Genomic DNA, 18,485 nt, shown 5'->3' on the forward strand with positions numbered 1-18,485 from the left:
CGGCCGATATGGCTGTAGCCGTACGTGTTATCCCCTGCCTAGACGTGGACCAAGGCCGGGTGGTCAAGGGCGTTAACTTTGAAAACCTGCGCGATGCCGGTGACCCGGTGGAGTTGGCCGCGCGTTATGACTCCTTAGGCGCTGACGAACTTACATTTTTGGATGTATCTGCCTCAAAGCAAGGGCGTTCAACCATGCTAGAGGTTGTACGCCGCACTGCGGACCAGGTATTTATCCCACTAACAGTCGGCGGCGGGGTACGCAGCGTCGACGACGTCCGGGAGCTACTGCGCGCCGGTGCAGATAAGGTTTCCGTAAATACTGCAGCGATTAAGAATCCGGAAGTGCTGCGCGAAATGGCCGAGGTTTTCGGGACCCAATGCATCGTGCTGTCCGTTGATGCCCGCCGGTGCTGGGAGGAGTTTGCGCCCTCTGGTTACGAGGTCACCACGCATGGTGGCACGAAGTCGGCCGGAATAGACGCCATTGAGTGGGCTCGCCGTGGCGAGGAACTCGGAGTAGGGGAGATTCTCCTCAACTCGATGGATGGCGATGGCACCAAGCAAGGATTTGATGTGGACCTGCTGTATGCCGTGCGCGAGGCAGTGACTATTCCCATCATCGCTTCTGGCGGTGCGGGCAGCGCCGCGGATTTCCCACCGGCCGTTGCGGCCGGTGCCGATGCCGTTTTGGCCGCAAGCATTTTCCATTTTGGTGAGGTAGAAATTTGCGACGTAAAGGACACCCTAGATGCCGCAGGTTACGAGGTGCGCCGATGAGTAACCCGGCCGACTATGAACTAGATGGGGGCATCGCCAAGCAGCTCAAGCGCAATGACCAAGGCTTGGTGCCGGCCATTGCCCAGGCTGAGTCCGGTGAGGTGCTGATGATGGCATGGATGGATGACCATGCTTTGGCGCATACCCTTGCCACGCGCAAGGCCACGTATTTTTCGCGCTCGCGCAATGAGTACTGGGTCAAGGGTGAGACTTCTGGCCACACCCAAGAGGTGCTGGGCGTTCGCCTTGACTGTGATGGAGATACTATCCTGCTGACCGTGCGGCAGCGTGGCGGCGCCTGCCATACCGGTGACCGCACGTGCTTTGACGCCACAGATCTCCTAGGAGGACAATCGTGAAGGCTAAACGCCTTGGACCGCTACTTATCGCTGTAGGAGCCATCGTATTGTGGCTGTCTTCCCGTGCCACGTGGGTGGTTGCTGCCAGCGAAGATGATAAGACCGGCTCCGCCGCCAATGACATCATAGGTTCGGCATGGTCGCTAGAGATTATGGCCTTGACTCTAGTATTGGTTGCCGGCGCCGTCGCAGGGTTGGCTCTGCGCCGCATCGGTAGGCGCGTAGTGGGCATTATTTGTGCCCTCGCAGCAGCGGCCAGTGCATGGACCCCGGTTAGCTTGCTGACGGCGGGCGCGGATGTTGAGCGCGCGCAGAAGATCCTGCAAGGTGCCTCGGCTAATAAGAATGCAGTAGATTCCGCGCAAATTTCTCAATGGGCCACAGTGGTTTCCACCGAGGTGCATGCCTGGGGGCCGATTCTGGCCCTGGTAGGAGCGGCAATGGCTCTTTTTGGTGCGGTTATGCTAGCTCGCAACCCAGGCGAGGATAAAGTGAAGGCATCTAGCAAATACGAGACGCCGGCAGCGCGGCAAGCGAAATTGGAGGAGGATTTGGAAACCTCCTCTGATTCTGGCCGCGTGATGTGGGACGCGCTTGATAGTGATATCGATCCCACTGATATGGATAAAAAATAGCCCCGTAGTCTGTGCAATTTCCGCAACTGCACGGGAGCGGGTTAACCTAAGTGTGATTTCAATCGCCCGTGGAGGGAGGTGCTGATGCCTACGCCCATTGCCGTTGACCACCTAGTAGCAGGAGTCTTAGAGGACGTCGCTGCGCGGGAGTCCCGTGTGTCGTTTCAGGAAGTAAAGGCACGCTCGCGTGACATGGAATCTCCCCGGGATGTGCGCGCAGCTCTCTTGCGCCCCGGCTGCTCCGTTATCACGGAACTCAAGCGTGCCGTTCCCTACGGCGGCGAGATTGCACATGTTGGTTCTGCGGAGCACATGGCGCAATGGGCCCGCACCTTTGAAGACTGCGGCGTACACCTTATGGCGTGCCAGACTGATTTCCGCCGCTTCCACGGTTCTTTGGAGGACATGGCGGCTGCCCGCGCAGCGATTGATGTGCCCATGATGTCACGAGATCTCATCGTAGATCCCTACCAAATTCATGAGGCCCGCTGTTATGGGGCCGATGCTATTCCACTGCAAGTAGAGCTGCTGGAGCAGGCTCGCTTGGAGGCACTATTAGACCGCGTGGAATCTCTCGGTATGACCGCCATCGTCGAGGTACGCAACTGCGCCGAGGTCGACCGCGCAATTAAGGCTGGAAGTAGCGTTATCTCCATCAATGCATGGTCTTTAGCCTCGGACGCGATTAACCGTGAGGCGTTCAACGATATTGCCCCGGGCCTGCCCGAATCCATCCTGCGCATTGCAGTAGGTGGGGTAAACAACGCGCGCAACCTTTTTCACTATGCTTCTCGGGGCGCCGATGCGGTGCTCGTCGGCGAATCAGTCATGGCGGCCCAAGACCCTACAGCGTTGGCTCGGTCGCTGGTGGCCGCCGGCCAGCACCCAGCGTGCCCTGCGCGCAAATTAGAGTAATACCCCGACTAGCTGGCGGGGTGGGGGATAAGGCACACTGGCTACGTGCACACAGAAATTCTTGCAAATATTCCGTCTCCGCCGCAGGGCGTGTGGCAGGTGGGGCCACTTCCCATCCGTGCCTACGCGCTGTGCATCATCGTGGGCATTATCGTCGGCCTGCGCATGACCTTGCGCCGTTATACCGCTCGCGGCGGCAACCCAGACACAGTATGGGATGCTGCCATCGTGGTTATCCCAGCCGGCATCATTGGCGGGCGGCTCTACCACGTCATCACCGATAATCAGAAGTACTTCTGCGATAGTTGCAACCCCGCGGATGCGCTAAAGATTACCAATGGCGGCCTTGGCATCTGGGGCGCTGTTGCTCTCGGCGCGCTGGCTTTGTGGATACTTTTCAAAGTGAAGAAGGTGCCACTCGGCCCCTTCGCTGATGCCGTGGCCCCGGGCTTGGTCCTCGCGCAGGCGATTGGGCGGCTAGGCAACTGGTTTAACCAAGAACTCTACGGGCGCCCGACCGACGTTCCATGGGCTTTAGATATTTACTACCGAGTCAATGACAACGGCGGTTATGCGCCGGTTTCCGGGCACTCCACGGGTGAGGTTATGACTTCGGTGCATCCGACCTTTCTCTACGAGCTGGTGTGGAACGTCCTTGTATGTCTATTCCTCTTGTGGGCGCACAAGGCATGGAAGTTGGGGCACGGACGAGTCTTTGCCCTCTATGTCATGGGCTATACGTTGGGCCGGTTCTTTATCGAAGGAATGCGTTCCGATGAAGCCACCCATATCTTCGGGCTGCGCGTGAATATCATCGTCTCCCTGGTGATTTTCATCATCTCTGCGGTCGTCTTTTTCTTGCTTGATAGGCGCCGCCAAGGCCCAGAATCTCCCGCAGAGGTAGATCCTAAGTATTGGGCCGAGCGCCGCGATAGTAACGGGGGTGGCGATGGTAGCGCGGTACCTGAGGGGCAGCATTCGGACTCTGCATCACCGTAGGTTCTACCCCGGTATTTCCGAATAGGTTTGATTGTGTGGGGGCTAGGGCATTTTTGAGTGTCCGTTCGGAAAATGGGGGTCCAAAATTGTGGCCGCAATCCATACGAAGGAGTAGGTTGGGGAGTGTTCAGTTTCCCCGACGGAATAGGCCAATAATGCTGGATAGAAGAACAAAGATTGTCTGTACTCTCGGCCCTGCCGTTGCTAGCGAGGATGGCATTTTGCGCCTCGTTCAAGACGGCATGGACGTTGCCCGCTTGAATATGTCTCACGGCGAGCACGCGGACCACGAGGCGAATTACAACTGGGTGCGCCAGGCTACTGATAAGACCGGCCGCGCCGTCGGTATTTTGGCGGACCTGCAGGGCCCCAAGATTCGCCTTGGCCGCTTTATTAACGGCGAGGAGCAGTGGGATAACGGTGAAATCGTCCGCATTACCGTGGACGATATCGAAGGCACCCACGACCGAGTATCTACCACTTATAAGGGCTTGGCCAAGGACGCCAAGCCGGGTGACCGCCTGCTTATCGACGACGGAAAGGTCGCCGTTGTCTGTAAGGAAGTCGACGGCAGTGACGTCGTGTGTGAGGTTACCGAGGGCGGCCCAGTTTCCAATAACAAGGGCGTTTCCCTTCCTGGCATGGATATCTCCGTGCCGGCCCTGTCGGAGAAGGATATCGCCGACCTGCGCTTCGCTCTGAAGCTTGGCGTAGACCTTGTCGCGCTTTCCTTCGTTCGCTCCCCAGCTGACGTGGATAAGGTCCACGAGATTATGGATGAAGAAGGTCGCCGCGTTCCGGTTATTGCGAAGCTGGAAAAGCCGGAGGCAGTCGATGCCCTCGAGTCCATCGTGCTGGCATTCGATGCCATTATGATTGCCCGTGGTGACCTCGGCGTCGAGGTGCCGCTGGAGCGCGTGCCGCTGTTCCAGAAGCGCGCTATCCAGATTGCGCGTGAAAACGCTAAGCCGGTCATCGTGGCTACCCAGATGCTGGATTCGATGATTTCCAACCTGCGCCCGACCCGTGCAGAGGCATCCGACGTTGCCAACGCCGTGCTCGACGGCGCCGATGCTGTCATGCTCTCTGGTGAGACTTCCGTGGGCATTGACCCGCAGAACGTTGTGCGCACCATGTCCAAGATTGTGGCTAATGCTGAAGACGGCGGCAAGGTTCCACCGCTTACCCACGTTCCGCGCACCAAGCGTGGTGTGGTGTCCTACTCCGCTCGCGATATTGCAGAGCGCCTTAATGCTAAGGCCATCGTGGCCTTCACCACCTCCGGTGATACTGCCAAGCGTGTAGCCCGCCTGCATTCCCACCTGCCGCTGTTGGCGTTTACCCCGAATCCGGCCGTTCGTTCCCAGCTGGCGTTGACCTGGGGCGCGGAGACTTTCTTGAGTCCGCACGTTAAGTCCACCGACGACATGATGGCAGCTATCGATGACGCATTGCTGGAGATGGATGAGTACGAAGAAGGCGACATGATTGTCGTCATTGCTGGTACCCCTCCAGGAATTGCCGGCAATACCAACATGATTCAGTGCCACTTGTTGGGTGAAACCAAGAAGTAATTTTCCTGGCATAAGCGCCGCGTCCCACCCCTTAACACGTTCCACGGGGCGCGGCGCTTTTAGCTATTTATACAAATGTAGATTTATATTTACCTCGAGTACACTCAGCGGTTGCTTTCCTGACATGCGGCTGCAGTACTTTTTGGTTGTTCATGTTTCAGCTTCTCTACGCATTCAAAGGACAACTGCACAATGACCTAAATCAGGCCGACTTGGCCTCAGTGGCTGCGCTTACCGCCATCTATTTTCATTTAATTGTCAATAAGCGTCGACGGGGATAGGCTGAGTGCATGGCACACGAGCACCACGACCACGATCACTCCAGCACGCCGCTGCGCGCACTCTTGATTGCGCTAGGCATTACCGGCACCGTCTTCTTCGCGGAGCTGATCGGCGGCTGGTTGGCGGGTTCGATGGCGCTGATGGCGGATGCGATGCACATGCTTTCCGACGCTGCGGGGTTGATCATCGCGGTGTTAGCGGTGTTGGTTGGGCGCCGACAAGCATCGGCTCAGGCCACGTACGGCTACCGACGAGTGGAGGTGCTTGCTGCACTGGCGAACGCAGTGATGGTGCTGGCGATCTCGGTGTGGATTGTCGTCGAGGCGGTGCGCCGCCTGCAGAGCCCGGCCGAAGTGCAGGGAAAAACGATGCTGATCATCGCGTTGATCGGCCTGGTGGCGAATGCGCTATCGGCGTGGGTTCTGCACCGGCACCGCAAATCCTCGATCAACGTGGAGGGCGCGTTCTTGCACGTGTTAGTGGATATGCTCGGCTCGGTCGCAGTAATCGTGGCCGGCATCGTGGTACTAACCACGGGGTTTGTGGCGGCGGACGTGATCGCCTCCCTAGCGATCGCGGCGATGGTGCTGCCGCGCGCCTGGCAGCTCATGCGGCTTTCGGCGAGCGTGCTGCTCGAGCAAGTCCCGGCGGACTTCGACGCCAGTGCGATCGAGCCCGCGCTGCGGCAGGTCGAGGGCGTTGCTGACATCCACGACCTGCACCTGTGGAGCCTGGACGGCGTGAACGTGCTCACGACCGTGCATATCGTGCGCGACGGCACCGTCGGCACCGGCCCGCTGTTGGATGCCGCCCAGCAGGCCCTGCGCGAACACGGTATCGAGCACTCCACCATCCAGATTGAGCACCCAGAGCACGAATCCCACGAGACGGTGTGCTGATTCCCTTCTAACCTGACTTAGGCCAATTTTTGTGCGGAAGTTCGCGGCCGGTGATTACTTGGATGGTGGCAGTGAGGTCGGGCGGGAATGGTACGGCGGCGTGAATGGTTTCGCCGCCAACGACGAGTTGAAAGCTGCGGTATTTCTTGAGTGTTCTCACGAGGCGTTTGATGAAGTGACCACTGCGGGTCTCCATCAGGTGGGTCACGGCTAGTGCTGCCATCACAATATTGAGATGTGCTGTGATCGAGTTTTGTTTCCTCGCATAGATTGGGCGTGCTTTCAGGTCTGATTTCGACATCCGATACGACATTTTCAATGTGGAATAGCCTGCGGTAATGCCCGATAACCTCCAGGGCGGGAAGAGCGGTCAGGTCGGTTTCATAGCCTTTAATTCCGGCTAGGGCTCGGTGTTTGGCAGCAAGAGCGTAGTTGACCTTCTTGTTCGGGGTGGAAAGATCGAAATAGCGGTTGCGCTTAATGGCGATTTCGCCGTCAACAGCGCGTTTGGCTTTTGCGACTTGCTCTTTGATTCCGCGCAGGCCGCGTCTGGCCCGATCATAGGAGTACTGGAAGTGGGTCACCGTATTCGGGGCTGTGTGTTTGCGCGCATCGCTTGCCGAGGCTTGTGTCCAGATCCGGCCGTGGGCGTAGGCTTCACCAGGGATTTCCCGCCGCCAGGTTTCAATCACCTCAGGCACGGTGGGGTTTCACCGACAAAATGTAGTGCAGACCTGCATCTATCAATGCTTGCTTGTTCGGAGGGTGTCAAGTTGTTTGTGTGTGGGGCTAGGTTTATAGGTATTTGTCGAAGCTGTCGGGGTAGGCCACGGCCATTTGGTTAATGGCTTGTTTCCAGCCGGAAACTCGGGTCCCTTCCATGAGTCTGCCGGTTGTCGCTGAGACTCGTTTGCCCTGCTTCGCTCTCTTGGCAGCTCGTCTGTCTTCGATATTGCAGATCATCAACCATAGCGTCTTGAGCGCTGATTCATTGTTAGTGAACTGCACCCTGTTGCGGGTAGCTTTCCGCAGTTCATTGTTGAATGATTCAATCGAATTCTTCGTGTAAATGACCTTGCTGGCTGCTGGTGGGAACTGGAGAAACGGTACGAAACGCGCCCATGCATCTCGCCAGACTTTGACTGAGCGTGGATACTCTTCTGCCAATTCAGAGGCTTCAAATTCGTCTAAGGCAGCCTTAGCTGTGGACTCGTCCGTGGCGGTGTAAATCTTTTTCAACGCGGCCGATACGCCCCGGCGATCCCTGTAGGCTACCCATCGGTTAGCGGCACGAATCAGGTGCACGATACAGGTTTGCACCATAGAGTTCGGCCAGGTTGCCTTTACTTCTTCCGGCAAGCCTTTGAACCCGTTACAGCAAACGATAAAGACGTCTTTAACCCCACGGTTAGAAAGATTGGCGCATACTTGCGCCCAGGATGAAGCGCTTTCTTCTTTGGCAATCCACGATTCCAAAAAGTGCTTGATACCGTCGAGAGCCACGCCGATTGCCATGTACGCGGACTTATTGACCACTAGGCCGCCATCGCGGATTTTAATGCGCAGCGCGTCCAGGAAAATGACCGGGTAGAACTCGTCTAGCTGGCGGTTTTGCCAGACCATGACCTCATCGAGGACGGCATCGGTGACTGCGGAAATCGTCTCATGGGAAATATCAACACGCATCGCCGTTGCCATATGGTGCTGGATGTCCCTAATTGTCATCCCACCGGCGTACAAGCTAACGGTCATGTCATCGACATCGGTCAATCTCCTCGAGCCTTTAGGGACCATAGTCAGCAAGAATGTGCCAGCCCTATCCCTCGGCACATCAACGGTAACTGGCCCGTAGTTAGAATCCACGGTCTTTGGATACGACCCGTTGCGGTGATTGTCTGTTCTAGCTGCAGCTTTAGCGCTCCTGTCGCCAGACTCGTAGCCCAGGTGGGCATCCATTTCAGCGTTGAGTCCCCTGGTAATCGAGGCTTGCAACATGCCGCGAACCAGGTCGTTGGCATCCGTTGTAGACGTGCCTAGGTCATCAATCAGCTTCGCGATTTCAGGGTTAGCAAGAAGCTTCTTTTCAATCGCATCAATCTTGGCCTTATCAGCCGGATCTCGTCTCGCCACAGTAGTCATTCTGGTCCATCTCCTCATGCAGGTTAGGTACCCACACAAACCATCAGACACTCTCTATTCCGAAGCCACTCCGGCGGCGTGGGCCGCGCACAACAAGGACCGCGATAAGCTGCAGGACATTAGCCGTGAGATGCTCGGCAGCGCCTTCGACTTGGTCATGGCCGCTGGCCACCCGTTCTACGATAATGACCACCAGAAGGTCGATACTCCCGACTATAGCTTCATGTACGAGGACGACTACGCCAAGCTTTCCGGAGGCGAGACCGACTGGAATTACTTCGAGTCCAACGATGACTTCAAGAAGATGGCGCAAGGTGACGTCAAGCCGTAGCAGAAGTATTGGGGTATCGCGCAGGTAGGTTCCACGTTGCAGAACTCCCGCACTGGCGAGGCAAAGGCACCGTACTCTGACCCGCTTAACGACGTCGTGGATCTTCCCACCATGACCACCGGTGCGCTCAATGCTTTGGGGCAGGATGAGGATGGTTTCTCCGTCATGATTGAAGGCGGTGCCATTGACTGGGCCGGCCATGGCAATAACCCGGTGCGCGATATCGAGGAGACCCAGGATTTCAATAAGTCGGTTGACGCCGCCATTAAGTGGGTGGAGGAAAACTCCTCGTGGGAAGATACTCTGCTCGTTGTTACCGCGGACCACGAGACTGGCTATCTCTCCGGCGCTAATGAGGTGCCGACAGAAGACACCCCTGAAGCGGACAACCGCTTCAATGCTATGGAAGGTGAAAAGGGCAAGGTTGCCCGCCACGGTTGGTACTCCGGGCAGCACACTAACCAGCTAGTGCCGTTCTTCTTCAAGGGGGCCGGCTCGGAGGACATTATGGCTCGTACCTCTGGTACCGATTCGGTGCGCGGTGAATACATCGACAACACTTTGGTGGCCAATTTGGTCTTTGACGAGTGGTGGAACGATGGCACCGATTCCGCTGGTGACCCAGAACAGCCGGGAGATACTGCTAATCCCTCGGATGGCGAAGGCAAGGACGGTAGTAGCAAGGGCTTTGCCGCAGGCCTCGCTACCGGCCTAGGAATCCTGGGGGCCGTCGTCGGTGGACTCGGCTTCCTGGCTACGCAAATGGGTGTGCTCAATATTGACTTGCAACCCATTTATGAGCAGCTAAAGCGCATGGGCCTGCGCTAAACAGAATTGAGCACAACGCCTTGGCAAAGGTCCTGTCCTCCGCCACGAAAGCGAAGGACAGGACCTTTTCTTAGCGTGAGGAAATCGGGGTGGGCTGGATCTTCCACACCTCGTTCGCGTAGTCCGCGATGGTCCGGTCAGAGGAGAAGCGGCCGGAATAGCAGATATTGAGCCACGCCTTCTTAGCCCAAGCAAGGTTGTCTTCCTCATAGTCCGCAGCCATGCGGTCTCGAGTAGCGCGGTAGTCGGCGAAGTCACCGAGGACGTAGTACTGGTCCTGGGCGTGCTCCCCGTAACCATCGAGAAGCGAGGAGCGCAGGTCGCCGAAGATGCCGGCATTTTCGGCGCCCAAGGTGCCGTCGACAAGCGCATCAAGCACGCGGGCTAAGCCTGGCACGCTCTGGTAAAGCTCGCCCGGGTTGTACTCGGCGCGCAGCGCAGGAAGCTCCTCGTTGCGGGCGCCAAAGATATAGGCGTTGTCCTCACCGACTGCCTCTACGATTTCTACGTTGGCACCATCCATGGTCCCCAAAGTCAGCGCGCCATTCATCATGAACTTCATATTGGACGTACCGGAGGCTTCTTTGCCGGCTACAGAGATCTGCTCTGAGATATCAGCGGCGGGGATGATGTGCTCGGCAGGGGAGACGTTGTAGTTCTCCACAAAAACGACGCGGATGATGTCCTTGGTATCTGGGTCGTTATTGACTAGCTTCGCGATGCTGTTGATGAGCTTAATAATCGCTTTGGCGCGCTCGTAGCCCGGTGCGGCCTTTGCGCCAAAGATGAAGGTGCGCTTCGGCACCGTCTCGCCCTGGTCTTTGATGCGGAAGTAGAGGTCGAGGACGTAGAGGGCATTCATCAGCTGGCGCTTGTACTCATGCAAGCGCTTAATCTGTACATCAAAGATGGAGTCGGGATTAACCTCGGCGCCTTGGTGGTCTTTTACCCAGTTAGCAAAGTCGCGCTTGTTGGCCTGCTTGATGGCGATGAGTTCGCGAAGCAGGTTCTTATCCTCGGCCTTATCAGCGAGGTTGGCCAGTTGGGTGAGGTCAGTGACCCAAGCATCGGAGCCAGCCTGCTGCGTGAGCAGTTCTGCTAAGCGGGGGTTGCACATCTTGAGCCAGCGGCGCGGGGTGACGCCATTGGTCTTGTTATTGAATTTCTCCGGCCAGAGTTCGTGCCATTCGGCCAACGTATCGGCCTTGATGATTTCCGTGTGCAGGGCGGCGACACCATTGATGGAGTAGGCGGCATAGCAGGCGATCCAGGCCATATGCACGTGGCCGTTGGATACCGGCGCCATGTAGTCGATGCGGCCCTGATCCAGACCGCGGTGGGCCATATCTTCGCGGAAGCGGCGGTCGATTTCCTCCACCAACTGCCAAATGCGCCAAAACAGCTTCTGGAAGATGGACACCTCCCAGCTCTCCAGCGCCTCCGCCAGCACGGTGTGGTTGGTGTAGGCGAAGGTTTCGGTGACGATCTTCCAGGCTGCATCCCAGCTCAGACCATGCTCATCGAGCAGGATGCGCAGCAGCTCCGGGATGGCAAGTACGGGGTGGGTGTCATTGAGCTGGATGGAGTTATACTTCGCAAACCCGGTGAGGTCTTCGCCGTGCTGGTCAATGTAGTTATCCACCATGGTCTGCAGGGAGGCAGAGACAAAGAAGTACTGCTGGCGCACGCGCAGTACCTTGCCCTCGTACGTGGTGTCATTGGGGTAGAGCACGCGGCAGATGTCCATAACACGCTCGCGCTCGACGATGGCCTCGGTAAAGCGCTGGGAGTTAAAGGCATCGTAATCGAAGTCATCGATGGGCTCGGACTTCCATAGGCGCAGGGTGCCTACGTTATCGGTCCCGTAGCCGGTGATAGGCATGTCATAGGGAATTGCGCGCACGTCCATGTTATCGAAGTGGACGCGGCGCTGTTCAGAGGCACGGCGAATGACAAAGTCATAGCCGTTTTCCATCCACGCATCTGGCTGTTCTTTCTGGAAGCCATTCTCAAAGGACTGTCGGAAAAGGCCGTAGCGGTAGAGAAGGCCATAGCCGGCTACGGGGTAGTCCTGAGTGACAGCGGAATCGAGGAAGCAGGCGGCAAGGCGTCCGAGGCCGCCGTTGCCGAGCGCGGCATCATGCTCGGCTTCGAGGACATCGCTCAGCTCGTGATCGGTTGCCTTGGCCGCGGTCTTGGCATCGTCAACAAGACCCAAGTTGGTGAGGTTATTGAGCAGCGCGCGTCCCTGCAGGAATTCCGCAGAGAAGTAGTGCTGTTGGCGCGTTTCCGCGTAGGCAGCACGGGTGCGCTCCCAATTATCGGCAATCTGCTCCATGACGGCACCGGAGAGGCCCGACCAGAACTTACGGTTGGAAGCGCTGTGCGGGCTCACGCCAGAGGCCGCGCGGACATGGGAGGGAACAGTGGATTCGAAAGCAGAATGCCGTGGCTGGCTCATTTTCAACCTTAAGTTTGTGGGGAGTCACGAAACGCCTGCCAGCTTAATAGCATTGGCCCTGCGCCGCAGGCGGGGGAATGAGAATACGCGTCTCGGGCACCTAGGGCGTGGCCAAGTAGGTCATTGCCGCACCATATGCCGCCCGGGTGGAGGCATAAACGGTGGGGGCATAGTCAGGCAGGAAGGTTGCTTGGTGGTTGACCGGAGGATCCTGCAACTCATCTTCCGGGGTGCAGCCGATGTGCCAAAAGACATAAGGTACCCCCCACGCCTGCGGCAGGTAGCAAAAGTCCTCGGAGGCGGTGGAGGGGGCCGCGATGACTGAGTCGGAGCCAAAAGCGGCGTCGAAAACCTCGCCTACTGGGGCATGGGCAGCGGCGTCATTATCGGTGACCTCGCCGTGGGCGTAGTACTCAAAAATAGGGTCCTGCTCGCTTCCGGAGGCGACACACTCGGCCTTAACCATGCGTTCGAGGGAGTGGTAGACCTTTTCTGCCAACGCGGGATCATAGTAGCGAGTATTGAGTACCAGCTCGGCGGAGTCGGGGATGATGTTGTTTTTATCGCCGGAGTGAAGCTCGCCTACGGAGATGACAAAGAACTCATGCGGAGCGACCTCGCGGCCCACAATGGCTTGGAGGCGGGTGACGATCATAGCCGCGATGTAGGTCGGGTCGATGGAGTTATGGGGCATGGAGGCGTGGGCGGATTTGCCAAAGACGCGGATACGCAGGGAATCGCAGCCTGCCATGATAGGGCCTGCGGTATGGCGCACGGTGCCGGCGCGGCCGGGCATGATGTGCTGGCCAAGGCAAATATCGGGGCGCGGGACGCGTTCGATGAGGTTATCGGCCAGCATGAATTTAGCCCCCATGGAGGATTCTTCGGCCGGTTGGAAAAGGGCGAGGAAGGTGCCGGACCAGGTGTTTCGGGAGGCGTCGAGAAGCGCGCAGGCACCTAGCAGCGCGGTGGTGTGCATGTCGTGTCCGCAGGCGTGCATATTTCCATTGGCAGCGGAATAGGAAACACCGGTGGCCTCCTCTACCGGCAGACCATCGAAATCCGCGCGCAGCAAAGCGGTGGGTCCATCGCCATTGCGGAAGATGGCGACCATCCCATAACCCCCGATGTTCTCTACTACCTCGCAGTCAAAATCGGCGAGCTTGGCGCGGATGCGACCGGCGGTTCGCTCTTCCTCGTGGGAAAGCTCGGGGTGGCGGTGCAGGTCCTCATAAAAGTCCTGCTGCCACTCCAGATCGGCCTGCTGGGAAGTGACGAGCTGGGCGATGCGGGCAGAATCAGACATGGTTTCACACCTTAGGAATTGGGTAGGGTTAGCGCTATGCCGGTTATTCAATTTGATGTTTTGGTTCCCAACGCACAAGCAGAGCGCGTCGCGGATATCTTTACCACTGCCACCGACAAGTTGGTAGAAAGCGGTTCATTAGCCTCCGCTGAGGTTACTCGCCCCGATGCGCCGCAGTTTCCAGAGGGGTTGGAAGAACAGCTGCGGCAAAATTATCGCGATGAGCATGAGGACCGCGACCTTGAGGACGCGAGCGTGTACCGCTACGACATTGCGGTAACAGGGGTGAGCGGCTCGGTTAACCAACTAGGCATGGTGCTCTCGCGCCTTCTTACCCCGCATGCAGTGCTGCCGAAAGACCACGTCTTGCTGGAAGATGAGCTGGCGCATGAGCAGCCAGCTATCTTCCCGTGGTCGCTGTCTATCCGGCCTTAGAGCTGCTTGACGATGTCCCTGGCGGCCGCCGCCAGCTGTTGCGCCAGGGGGCCTTCTTGGCTAAGCGATGCGCAGTAGGCGTCCATGTCATGCTCGAAGGAACCGGCGATAATGCCCATAGGCGTGCCTGCGTCCTGGGCGAGACCCGCAATGGTTCCGACGGCCTTTCCGGTCAAAGATTGCTCGTCAAACCGGCCCTCGCCGGTAATGACGAGATCGGCGGAGGATATTTTTTCTGGCAGCCCGAGTGCAGTGGCGACATGTGCGCCGCCGGATAAGACGCGAATATGCTCATCTGAGCCCCAGAGCGTGCGAGAAAGCCAGTGCAGGCCGATGGGAAGGCCACCCGCGGCACCGAAATATTCGGAGTCCGCATCGGCGCCGGTGACTTCGCATGTTTGCAACATGGCACCGGCCAGCAGGGCTACCTGCTCGCCTTGCGCTCCTTTTTGGGGGCCGTACATGGTTGCCGCCTGTACTGGAGTAGCGCGGGTATCTGCCAGCAATGTGAAATCAAGCATGCCCGCCTTGATATTGAGCTGCGCGGTGTCAATGTGATCGAGCTGAACTAGGGGAGCGCCGCCCTTGGGCAGGGCGTAGCCGCGGGCGTCGTGCGCGGCAGCGCCGAGCGCGGTAAGGATGCCCATACCGGCGTCGATGCTGGCAGTTCCTCCCAATCCGAGCACAATCGAGGTGGCGCCGCGTGTTTCTGCATCCGCAATCAGCACGCCGGTGCCATAAGAATCGGCGTGCAGCGGATCAAGGCTGTCCTGCACTGCGGGCAGGCCGGTGGCAGAGGCGACGTCGATAAACGCAGTGGTTCCGGCCAGAGCATAGCTTGCCTGAGTCAAGCGGCCTATGGCGTCGGTGGTAGGCAGGGTGATGTTTTCGACGGATTGTCCGCCGGCCGCGGCCGCTTGTGCGAGGACGGCGGCGGTTCCCTCGCCACCATCGGCCATGGGCAGGGTGGTAACCGTGGCCTCGGGAAGAACCTGGCGCACCCCCATAGCAATGGCTGCTGCGGCCTCGGGCGCGGAGGCGGTGCCTTTAAACGAGTCTGGCGCGACGACAATATGCATGCCCGTGATTATAAAGCCCGCCTGCGAAAGGAGTCTGTGCGGCTGAAGATCCGAACGTTCTACAGAAAATATTTTACTTTATTGTCGCTGGTAAAGACGGTTCGGATCTATGCAAGGTCTAGAAACTGCTTGCTTTATCGGTAGTTTGATAGGAAACTGGTATCTGTTCTTATACGTCCACAGAATGGAATGCACGCCATGTCAGTAGATAGCCAAATTTCTGAGTACTACGACAAATTGCTCAAGCGCAATGCGGGAGAACCAGAATTCCACCAAGCGGTTTCTGAGGTTCTGGACTCGCTGAAGATTGTCCTAGAAAAAGACCCGCAGTACGCGGACTACGGCTTGGTGGAGCGTCTCTGTGAACCTGAGCGCCAGCTCATCTTCCGCGTGCCGTGGATCGATGACAATGGTGATATCCAAGTCAATCGCGGTTTTCGCGTCCAGTTCAATTCTGCGCTCGGCCCCTACAAGGGCGGACTGCGTTTCCATCCTTCGGTCAACCTGGGCATCATTAAGTTCCTCGGTTTTGAGCAGATCTTCAAAAATTCCCTGACCGGCCTGCCCATTGGCGGTGGCAAGGGCGGTTCTGACTTTGATCCCAAGGGCAGGTCTGAGGTGGAAATCATGCGCTTCTGCCAGTCTTTTATGACGGAGTTGCACCGCCACATCGGAGAATACCGCGATGTTCCAGCTGGTGATATTGGCGTCGGCGGCCGCGAGATCGGCTTCCTCTTTGGTCAGTACCGCCGCCTGACTACCCAGCATGAATCCGGTGTCCTTACTGGCAAAGGCCTGACCTGGGGCGGTTCCCTGGTTCGTACCGAGGCCACAGGCTTTGGCACGGTCTATTTCACCAATGAAATGATGAAGACCCATGGCGAGTCCTTTGATGGTGCCAAGGTTATTGTCTCTGGCTCTGGCAATGTTGCCATCTACGCCGCAGCGAAGGCCCAAGAACTGGGCGCCACCGTGGTGGCCATGTCCGATTCCTCCGGCTATATCACCACCCCACAAGGCGTGGACATCGAGCTTCTCAAGAACGTCAAAGAAACTCGTCGTGAGCGTATTTCCACTTATGCACAAGAGGCTGGCAGCGGCGTGGAATTCCATGAGGGCGGAAATATCTGGGAAGTAGGGGCGGACGTGGCACTGCCGTGTGCTACCCAAAATGAGCTGGACGGCGACTCGGCCAAAAAGCTTGTGGAAGGCGGCGTGCGCTACGTGGCCGAAGGTGCCAATATGCCGTCCACCCCGGAGGCCGTCCACATATTCCAAGAATCCAAGATCAACTTCGCGCCGGGCAAGGCCGCTAATGCTGGTGGTGTTGCTACCTCCGCGCTGGAAATGCAGCAAAATGCGTCCCGTGATTCTTGGTCCTTTGACTACACCGATGACCGCCTCCACGCGATCATGTCTAATATCTTTAAAAACATCGACAACACGGCGAAGGAATACGACCGCGAAGGCGATTACGTAGCCGGCGCAAATATCGCCGGCTTCAAGAAGGTAGCGGATGCCATGCTGGCACAGGGCGTCATCTAAAAATCGGCCTTATTCAAGCTCCCCTTTTGCGCCACAGAGCGTGGCGGTAAAAGGGGCGCTTGTTTTTGTATATGCGTGCCATAAATTCTGTATGTGTGGGCGCGGACTGGCAAGACCGGTTGTGGAAGTAAAATCTGCAGTACACACTCGGTGCGTGGCCTCCACGCATGGCGGGTGAGGGTATGTAAAATTCGCGGTATGTACCGTGTCTTTGAGTCTCTAGATGAATTAGTTCAGCACTTGGAGGGGGCCCATGGCTTCCCCATGACCTCTAATTGCGTAGTTCCGCGCCATGAAATGCTCGCGCTTCTCGACGACCTCCGTAACGCGCTGCCCGTGGAGATTGATGACGCGCAGGATGTGTTGGATAAGCAGGATGAAATCCTGCACGGCGCTGAGGAGCGCGCGGACCAAACCATCAATGATGCTAATGCTCAAGCAGATGACATTGTGGGCCACGCACGCGAAGAGGCGGATGCCACGGTGTCCCATGCAGAGCAGCATGCCGCCAAGCTGGTGGCTGATGCTGAAGCTCGCGCTCAGTCCATGGTGGAGCAGGCCCGCGCGGAAGCAGACCGTACTATCGCTCAGGCGAATGATGAATATGAGCGTTCCGTCGCTGATGGCCGCGCAGAGCAAGAGCGTCTGGTTTCGGAATCAGAAGTTGTTCGCCGCGCCGATGAAGAAGCACATCGCATTGTGGAATCCGCCCACACCGAATCTAACCGTCTGCGCAGTGAATGCGATGAATTTGTGGATGGCAAGCTAAGCGAATTTGAAACCACCCTTAATGGTCTGCTGCGTACAGTAAACTCCGACCGCTCTGCCCTGCGTGGCGGTGCCGGAGTGCGCTCCCGTGGCGGCGACTATTCGGCTCCGGGACGCGCTGGCGGCGCCGCAAGCAACACACGTTACGCTGAAGGCGAGACCTATGAGCGCCGCTATAACGAGCGCTAAAACTTTAGTTTCTTTATCGGCCTTAAACTCTATGGTTCGGTGCACACCGGGCCGTAGAGTAAGGGGCTAGGAAAGACCTATACACTAGGCACGGCCAAAGGCCCTATTTGGTGAGCAGGCGGTTCGTCGTACACCGTCTACTCACCAAATAGGGCCTTTATTCATCGCCGCTGGTCTGAGTAAATTAGGTGGTGGCACGAGTGCGAGGTTGCTTAGCGGCAATGGCCTTTCCTTTTTCATGGGGAGTAGGCGTTATGTGGGTGTGTAGGGGAACGGAGATGTCTTCCTGCTGCGGGAGAAGGTGTGCAGGCGCGGCGGATTGGACGGCCATGCATGCTGCAATAATCGCGGTTACCAAGCCTGGAAAAAGGAACGCAACGAGTGCAGTGAAGAAATAGGAAGACAATGATGTCAAGGGATTATCACTGAAATTTTGTGGAAAGCACACGGCACACACGCTAAGGAGCGCACCGGTAGCTAGCACCATCGTGCCCACAGAAATGAGCGCGGTAGGAATGGTCGCGCGGGAGAACCAAGTAATAGCACCTGCGCTTAGGGAAAAGATGAGCGCGCCGGTAAGGACCGAAAGGTCCATGCCGGTGGGCAATACTAAAATGGCACCGGCTACCAAACCGGCAACGACGCTACAGATGAGTGCGGTAAAGAGGCGAATGCCACGCGTGCCGTACATGCCTGAACGGTCCGGGCGTGGAGTGGCGTGAACGAGCATACCGGCAGTAGCTAACACCGCAGCGGGAAGACAGCTAAACACGGTGAAACCGAGCGCTATGCTGCGTAGATCCGTGGAGGCTAGTGCCAAGTGGTAGGTCATGCTTCCAGACTAAGGACGGCTTTCGCTCGGGAAAAGGCTAATCCGCAAAGGCATATGTCCTTTTACATTAAACGCCAGATTCTTGACAGAAACTTTCCTCGCGCGGTCCGCTAGGCGGAGTTTGCGGGGC

17 protein-coding genes and 1 pseudogene are annotated in these 18,485 nt (G+C 57.5%); 12 read left to right on the forward strand and 6 right to left on the reverse strand.

The features are described 5' to 3' along the window. Positions 1–8 precede the first annotated feature (8 nt). From hisF to MHK04_RS00500, 7 genes are all read left to right on the forward strand, one after another. Positions 9–779 (forward strand): imidazole glycerol phosphate synthase subunit HisF, encoded by a 771-nt coding sequence (gene hisF, locus MHK04_RS00470; protein ID WP_239207545.1) that lies wholly within the window; start codon positions 9–11, stop codon positions 777–779. Next, positions 776–1,138 (forward strand): phosphoribosyl-AMP cyclohydrolase, encoded by a 363-nt coding sequence (gene hisI, locus MHK04_RS00475; RefSeq protein WP_023021253.1) that lies wholly within the window; start codon positions 776–778, stop codon positions 1,136–1,138. The genes hisF and hisI overlap by 4 nt, the downstream gene beginning before the upstream one ends. Beyond that, on the forward strand, positions 1,135–1,773 hold the full coding sequence (locus tag MHK04_RS00480; protein WP_023021254.1) for a TIGR02234 family membrane protein: 639 nt from the start codon (positions 1,135–1,137) through the stop codon (positions 1,771–1,773). The genes hisI and MHK04_RS00480 overlap by 4 nt, the downstream gene beginning before the upstream one ends. Before the next feature lie 84 nt (positions 1,774–1,857). Beyond that, entirely contained in the window at positions 1,858–2,688 is an 831-nt protein-coding gene (locus MHK04_RS00485; protein WP_023021255.1) for an indole-3-glycerol phosphate synthase TrpC, read from the forward strand. A 45-nt stretch (positions 2,689–2,733) separates the two neighbouring features. Beyond that, positions 2,734–3,687: a prolipoprotein diacylglyceryl transferase gene (gene lgt, locus MHK04_RS00490; protein WP_239207546.1), complete on the forward strand. Its 954-nt coding sequence runs from the start codon at positions 2,734–2,736 to the stop codon at positions 3,685–3,687. Positions 3,688–3,845: 158 nt separating this feature from the next. Beyond that, a complete protein-coding gene (pyk, locus tag MHK04_RS00495; protein ID WP_239207678.1) occupies positions 3,846–5,261 on the forward strand; it encodes a pyruvate kinase in 1,416 nt (471 codons plus the stop codon). Positions 5,262–5,551: 290 nt separating this feature from the next. Beyond that, the gene (locus tag MHK04_RS00500; RefSeq protein ID WP_239207547.1) at positions 5,552–6,442 is read left to right on the forward strand and encodes a cation diffusion facilitator family transporter; all 891 of its coding nucleotides are present in this window, start codon (positions 5,552–5,554) and stop codon (positions 6,440–6,442) included. A gap of 7 nt (positions 6,443–6,449) precedes the next feature. Here the strand turns inward: MHK04_RS00500 and MHK04_RS00505 are convergent. Then, positions 6,450–7,201 (reverse strand): annotated as a pseudogene (locus MHK04_RS00505) (IS1634 family transposase); the annotation flags it as partial. Positions 7,202–7,237: 36 nt separating this feature from the next. Beyond that, the gene (locus MHK04_RS00510) at positions 7,238–8,581 is read right to left on the reverse strand and encodes an IS256 family transposase (protein WP_086587436.1); all 1,344 of its coding nucleotides are present in this window, start codon (positions 8,579–8,581) and stop codon (positions 7,238–7,240) included. A 16-nt stretch (positions 8,582–8,597) separates the two neighbouring features. On the opposite strand from MHK04_RS00510, the gene MHK04_RS00515 reads away from it, so the two are divergent. Together MHK04_RS00515 and MHK04_RS00520 are read left to right on the forward strand one after the other, a co-directional pair. Continuing rightward, entirely contained in the window at positions 8,598–8,912 is a 315-nt protein-coding gene (locus MHK04_RS00515; protein ID WP_234288178.1) for a hypothetical protein, read from the forward strand. Between the two features lie 36 nt (positions 8,913–8,948). Beyond that, positions 8,949–9,740, forward strand: a complete 792-nt coding sequence (locus MHK04_RS00520; RefSeq protein WP_239207548.1) for an alkaline phosphatase — start codon at positions 8,949–8,951, stop codon at positions 9,738–9,740. A 70-nt stretch (positions 9,741–9,810) separates the two neighbouring features. Here the strand turns inward: MHK04_RS00520 and MHK04_RS00525 are convergent, their stop codons facing one another. Then, positions 9,811–12,201, reverse strand: coding sequence for a glycogen/starch/alpha-glucan phosphorylase (locus MHK04_RS00525; RefSeq protein WP_239207549.1), 2,391 nt, complete (start codon positions 12,199–12,201; stop codon positions 9,811–9,813). 100 nt (positions 12,202–12,301) lie between these two features. Continuing rightward, on the reverse strand, positions 12,302–13,507 hold the full coding sequence (locus MHK04_RS00530) for an amidohydrolase (protein WP_239207550.1): 1,206 nt from the start codon (positions 13,505–13,507) through the stop codon (positions 12,302–12,304). Between the two features lie 36 nt (positions 13,508–13,543). On the opposite strand from MHK04_RS00530, the gene MHK04_RS00535 reads away from it, so the two are divergent. Then, positions 13,544–13,942: a hypothetical protein gene (locus tag MHK04_RS00535; protein WP_023021262.1), complete on the forward strand. Its 399-nt coding sequence runs from the start codon at positions 13,544–13,546 to the stop codon at positions 13,940–13,942. On the opposite strand, the gene MHK04_RS00540 is transcribed toward MHK04_RS00535, so the two are convergent. After that, positions 13,939–15,021: a glycerate kinase family protein gene (locus MHK04_RS00540; RefSeq protein WP_023021263.1), complete on the reverse strand. Its 1,083-nt coding sequence runs from the start codon at positions 15,019–15,021 to the stop codon at positions 13,939–13,941. The genes MHK04_RS00535 and MHK04_RS00540 overlap by 4 nt on opposite strands. Before the next feature lie 198 nt (positions 15,022–15,219). On the opposite strand from MHK04_RS00540, the gene gdhA reads away from it, so the two are divergent. Next, positions 15,220–16,566 carry an NADP-specific glutamate dehydrogenase gene (gene gdhA, locus MHK04_RS00545; RefSeq protein WP_200288898.1) on the forward strand — a complete coding sequence of 449 codons (1,347 nt, stop codon included), beginning with the start codon at positions 15,220–15,222 and terminating at the stop codon, positions 16,564–16,566. A 198-nt stretch (positions 16,567–16,764) separates the two neighbouring features. Continuing rightward, positions 16,765–17,523 (forward strand): DivIVA domain-containing protein, encoded by a 759-nt coding sequence (locus MHK04_RS00550; RefSeq protein WP_239207551.1) that lies wholly within the window; start codon positions 16,765–16,767, stop codon positions 17,521–17,523. Positions 17,524–17,707: 184 nt separating this feature from the next. Here MHK04_RS00550 and MHK04_RS00555 read toward each other — a convergent pair whose 3' ends face one another. Next, positions 17,708–18,355: a hypothetical protein gene (locus MHK04_RS00555; RefSeq protein ID WP_239207552.1), complete on the reverse strand. Its 648-nt coding sequence runs from the start codon at positions 18,353–18,355 to the stop codon at positions 17,708–17,710. Positions 18,356–18,485 lie beyond the last annotated feature (130 nt).

Source organism: Corynebacterium nasorum (assembly GCF_022345765.1).
In the GTDB taxonomy this organism is placed as follows: Bacteria; Actinomycetota; Actinomycetes; order Mycobacteriales; family Mycobacteriaceae; genus Corynebacterium; species Corynebacterium kefirresidentii.

What these genes read in the sequence shown, in the direction of transcription:
- hisF (WP_239207545.1), top strand. Translation starts at nt 9, where the DNA reads ATGGCTGTAGCCGTACGTGTTATCCCCTGCCTAGACGTGGACCAAGGC.
- hisI (WP_023021253.1), top strand. Translation starts at nt 776, where the DNA reads ATGAGTAACCCGGCCGACTATGAACTAGATGGGGGCATCGCCAAGCAG.
- MHK04_RS00485 (WP_023021255.1), top strand. Translation starts at nt 1,858, where the DNA reads ATGCCTACGCCCATTGCCGTTGACCACCTAGTAGCAGGAGTCTTAGAG.
- MHK04_RS00500 (WP_239207547.1), top strand. Translation starts at nt 5,552, where the DNA reads ATGGCACACGAGCACCACGACCACGATCACTCCAGCACGCCGCTGCGC.
- MHK04_RS00510 (WP_086587436.1), bottom strand. Translation starts at nt 8,581, where the DNA reads ATGACTACTGTGGCGAGACGAGATCCGGCTGATAAGGCCAAGATTGAT.
- MHK04_RS00515 (WP_234288178.1), top strand. Translation starts at nt 8,598, where the DNA reads ATGCAGGTTAGGTACCCACACAAACCATCAGACACTCTCTATTCCGAA.
- MHK04_RS00525 (WP_239207549.1), bottom strand. Translation starts at nt 12,201, where the DNA reads ATGAGCCAGCCACGGCATTCTGCTTTCGAATCCACTGTTCCCTCCCAT.
- MHK04_RS00530 (WP_239207550.1), bottom strand. Translation starts at nt 13,507, where the DNA reads ATGTCTGATTCTGCCCGCATCGCCCAGCTCGTCACTTCCCAGCAGGCC.
- MHK04_RS00535 (WP_023021262.1), top strand. Translation starts at nt 13,544, where the DNA reads ATGCCGGTTATTCAATTTGATGTTTTGGTTCCCAACGCACAAGCAGAG.
- MHK04_RS00540 (WP_023021263.1), bottom strand. Translation starts at nt 15,021, where the DNA reads ATGCATATTGTCGTCGCGCCAGACTCGTTTAAAGGCACCGCCTCCGCG.
- gdhA (WP_200288898.1), top strand. Translation starts at nt 15,220, where the DNA reads ATGTCAGTAGATAGCCAAATTTCTGAGTACTACGACAAATTGCTCAAG.
- MHK04_RS00550 (WP_239207551.1), top strand. Translation starts at nt 16,765, where the DNA reads ATGTACCGTGTCTTTGAGTCTCTAGATGAATTAGTTCAGCACTTGGAG.
- MHK04_RS00555 (WP_239207552.1), bottom strand. Translation starts at nt 18,355, where the DNA reads ATGACCTACCACTTGGCACTAGCCTCCACGGATCTACGCAGCATAGCG.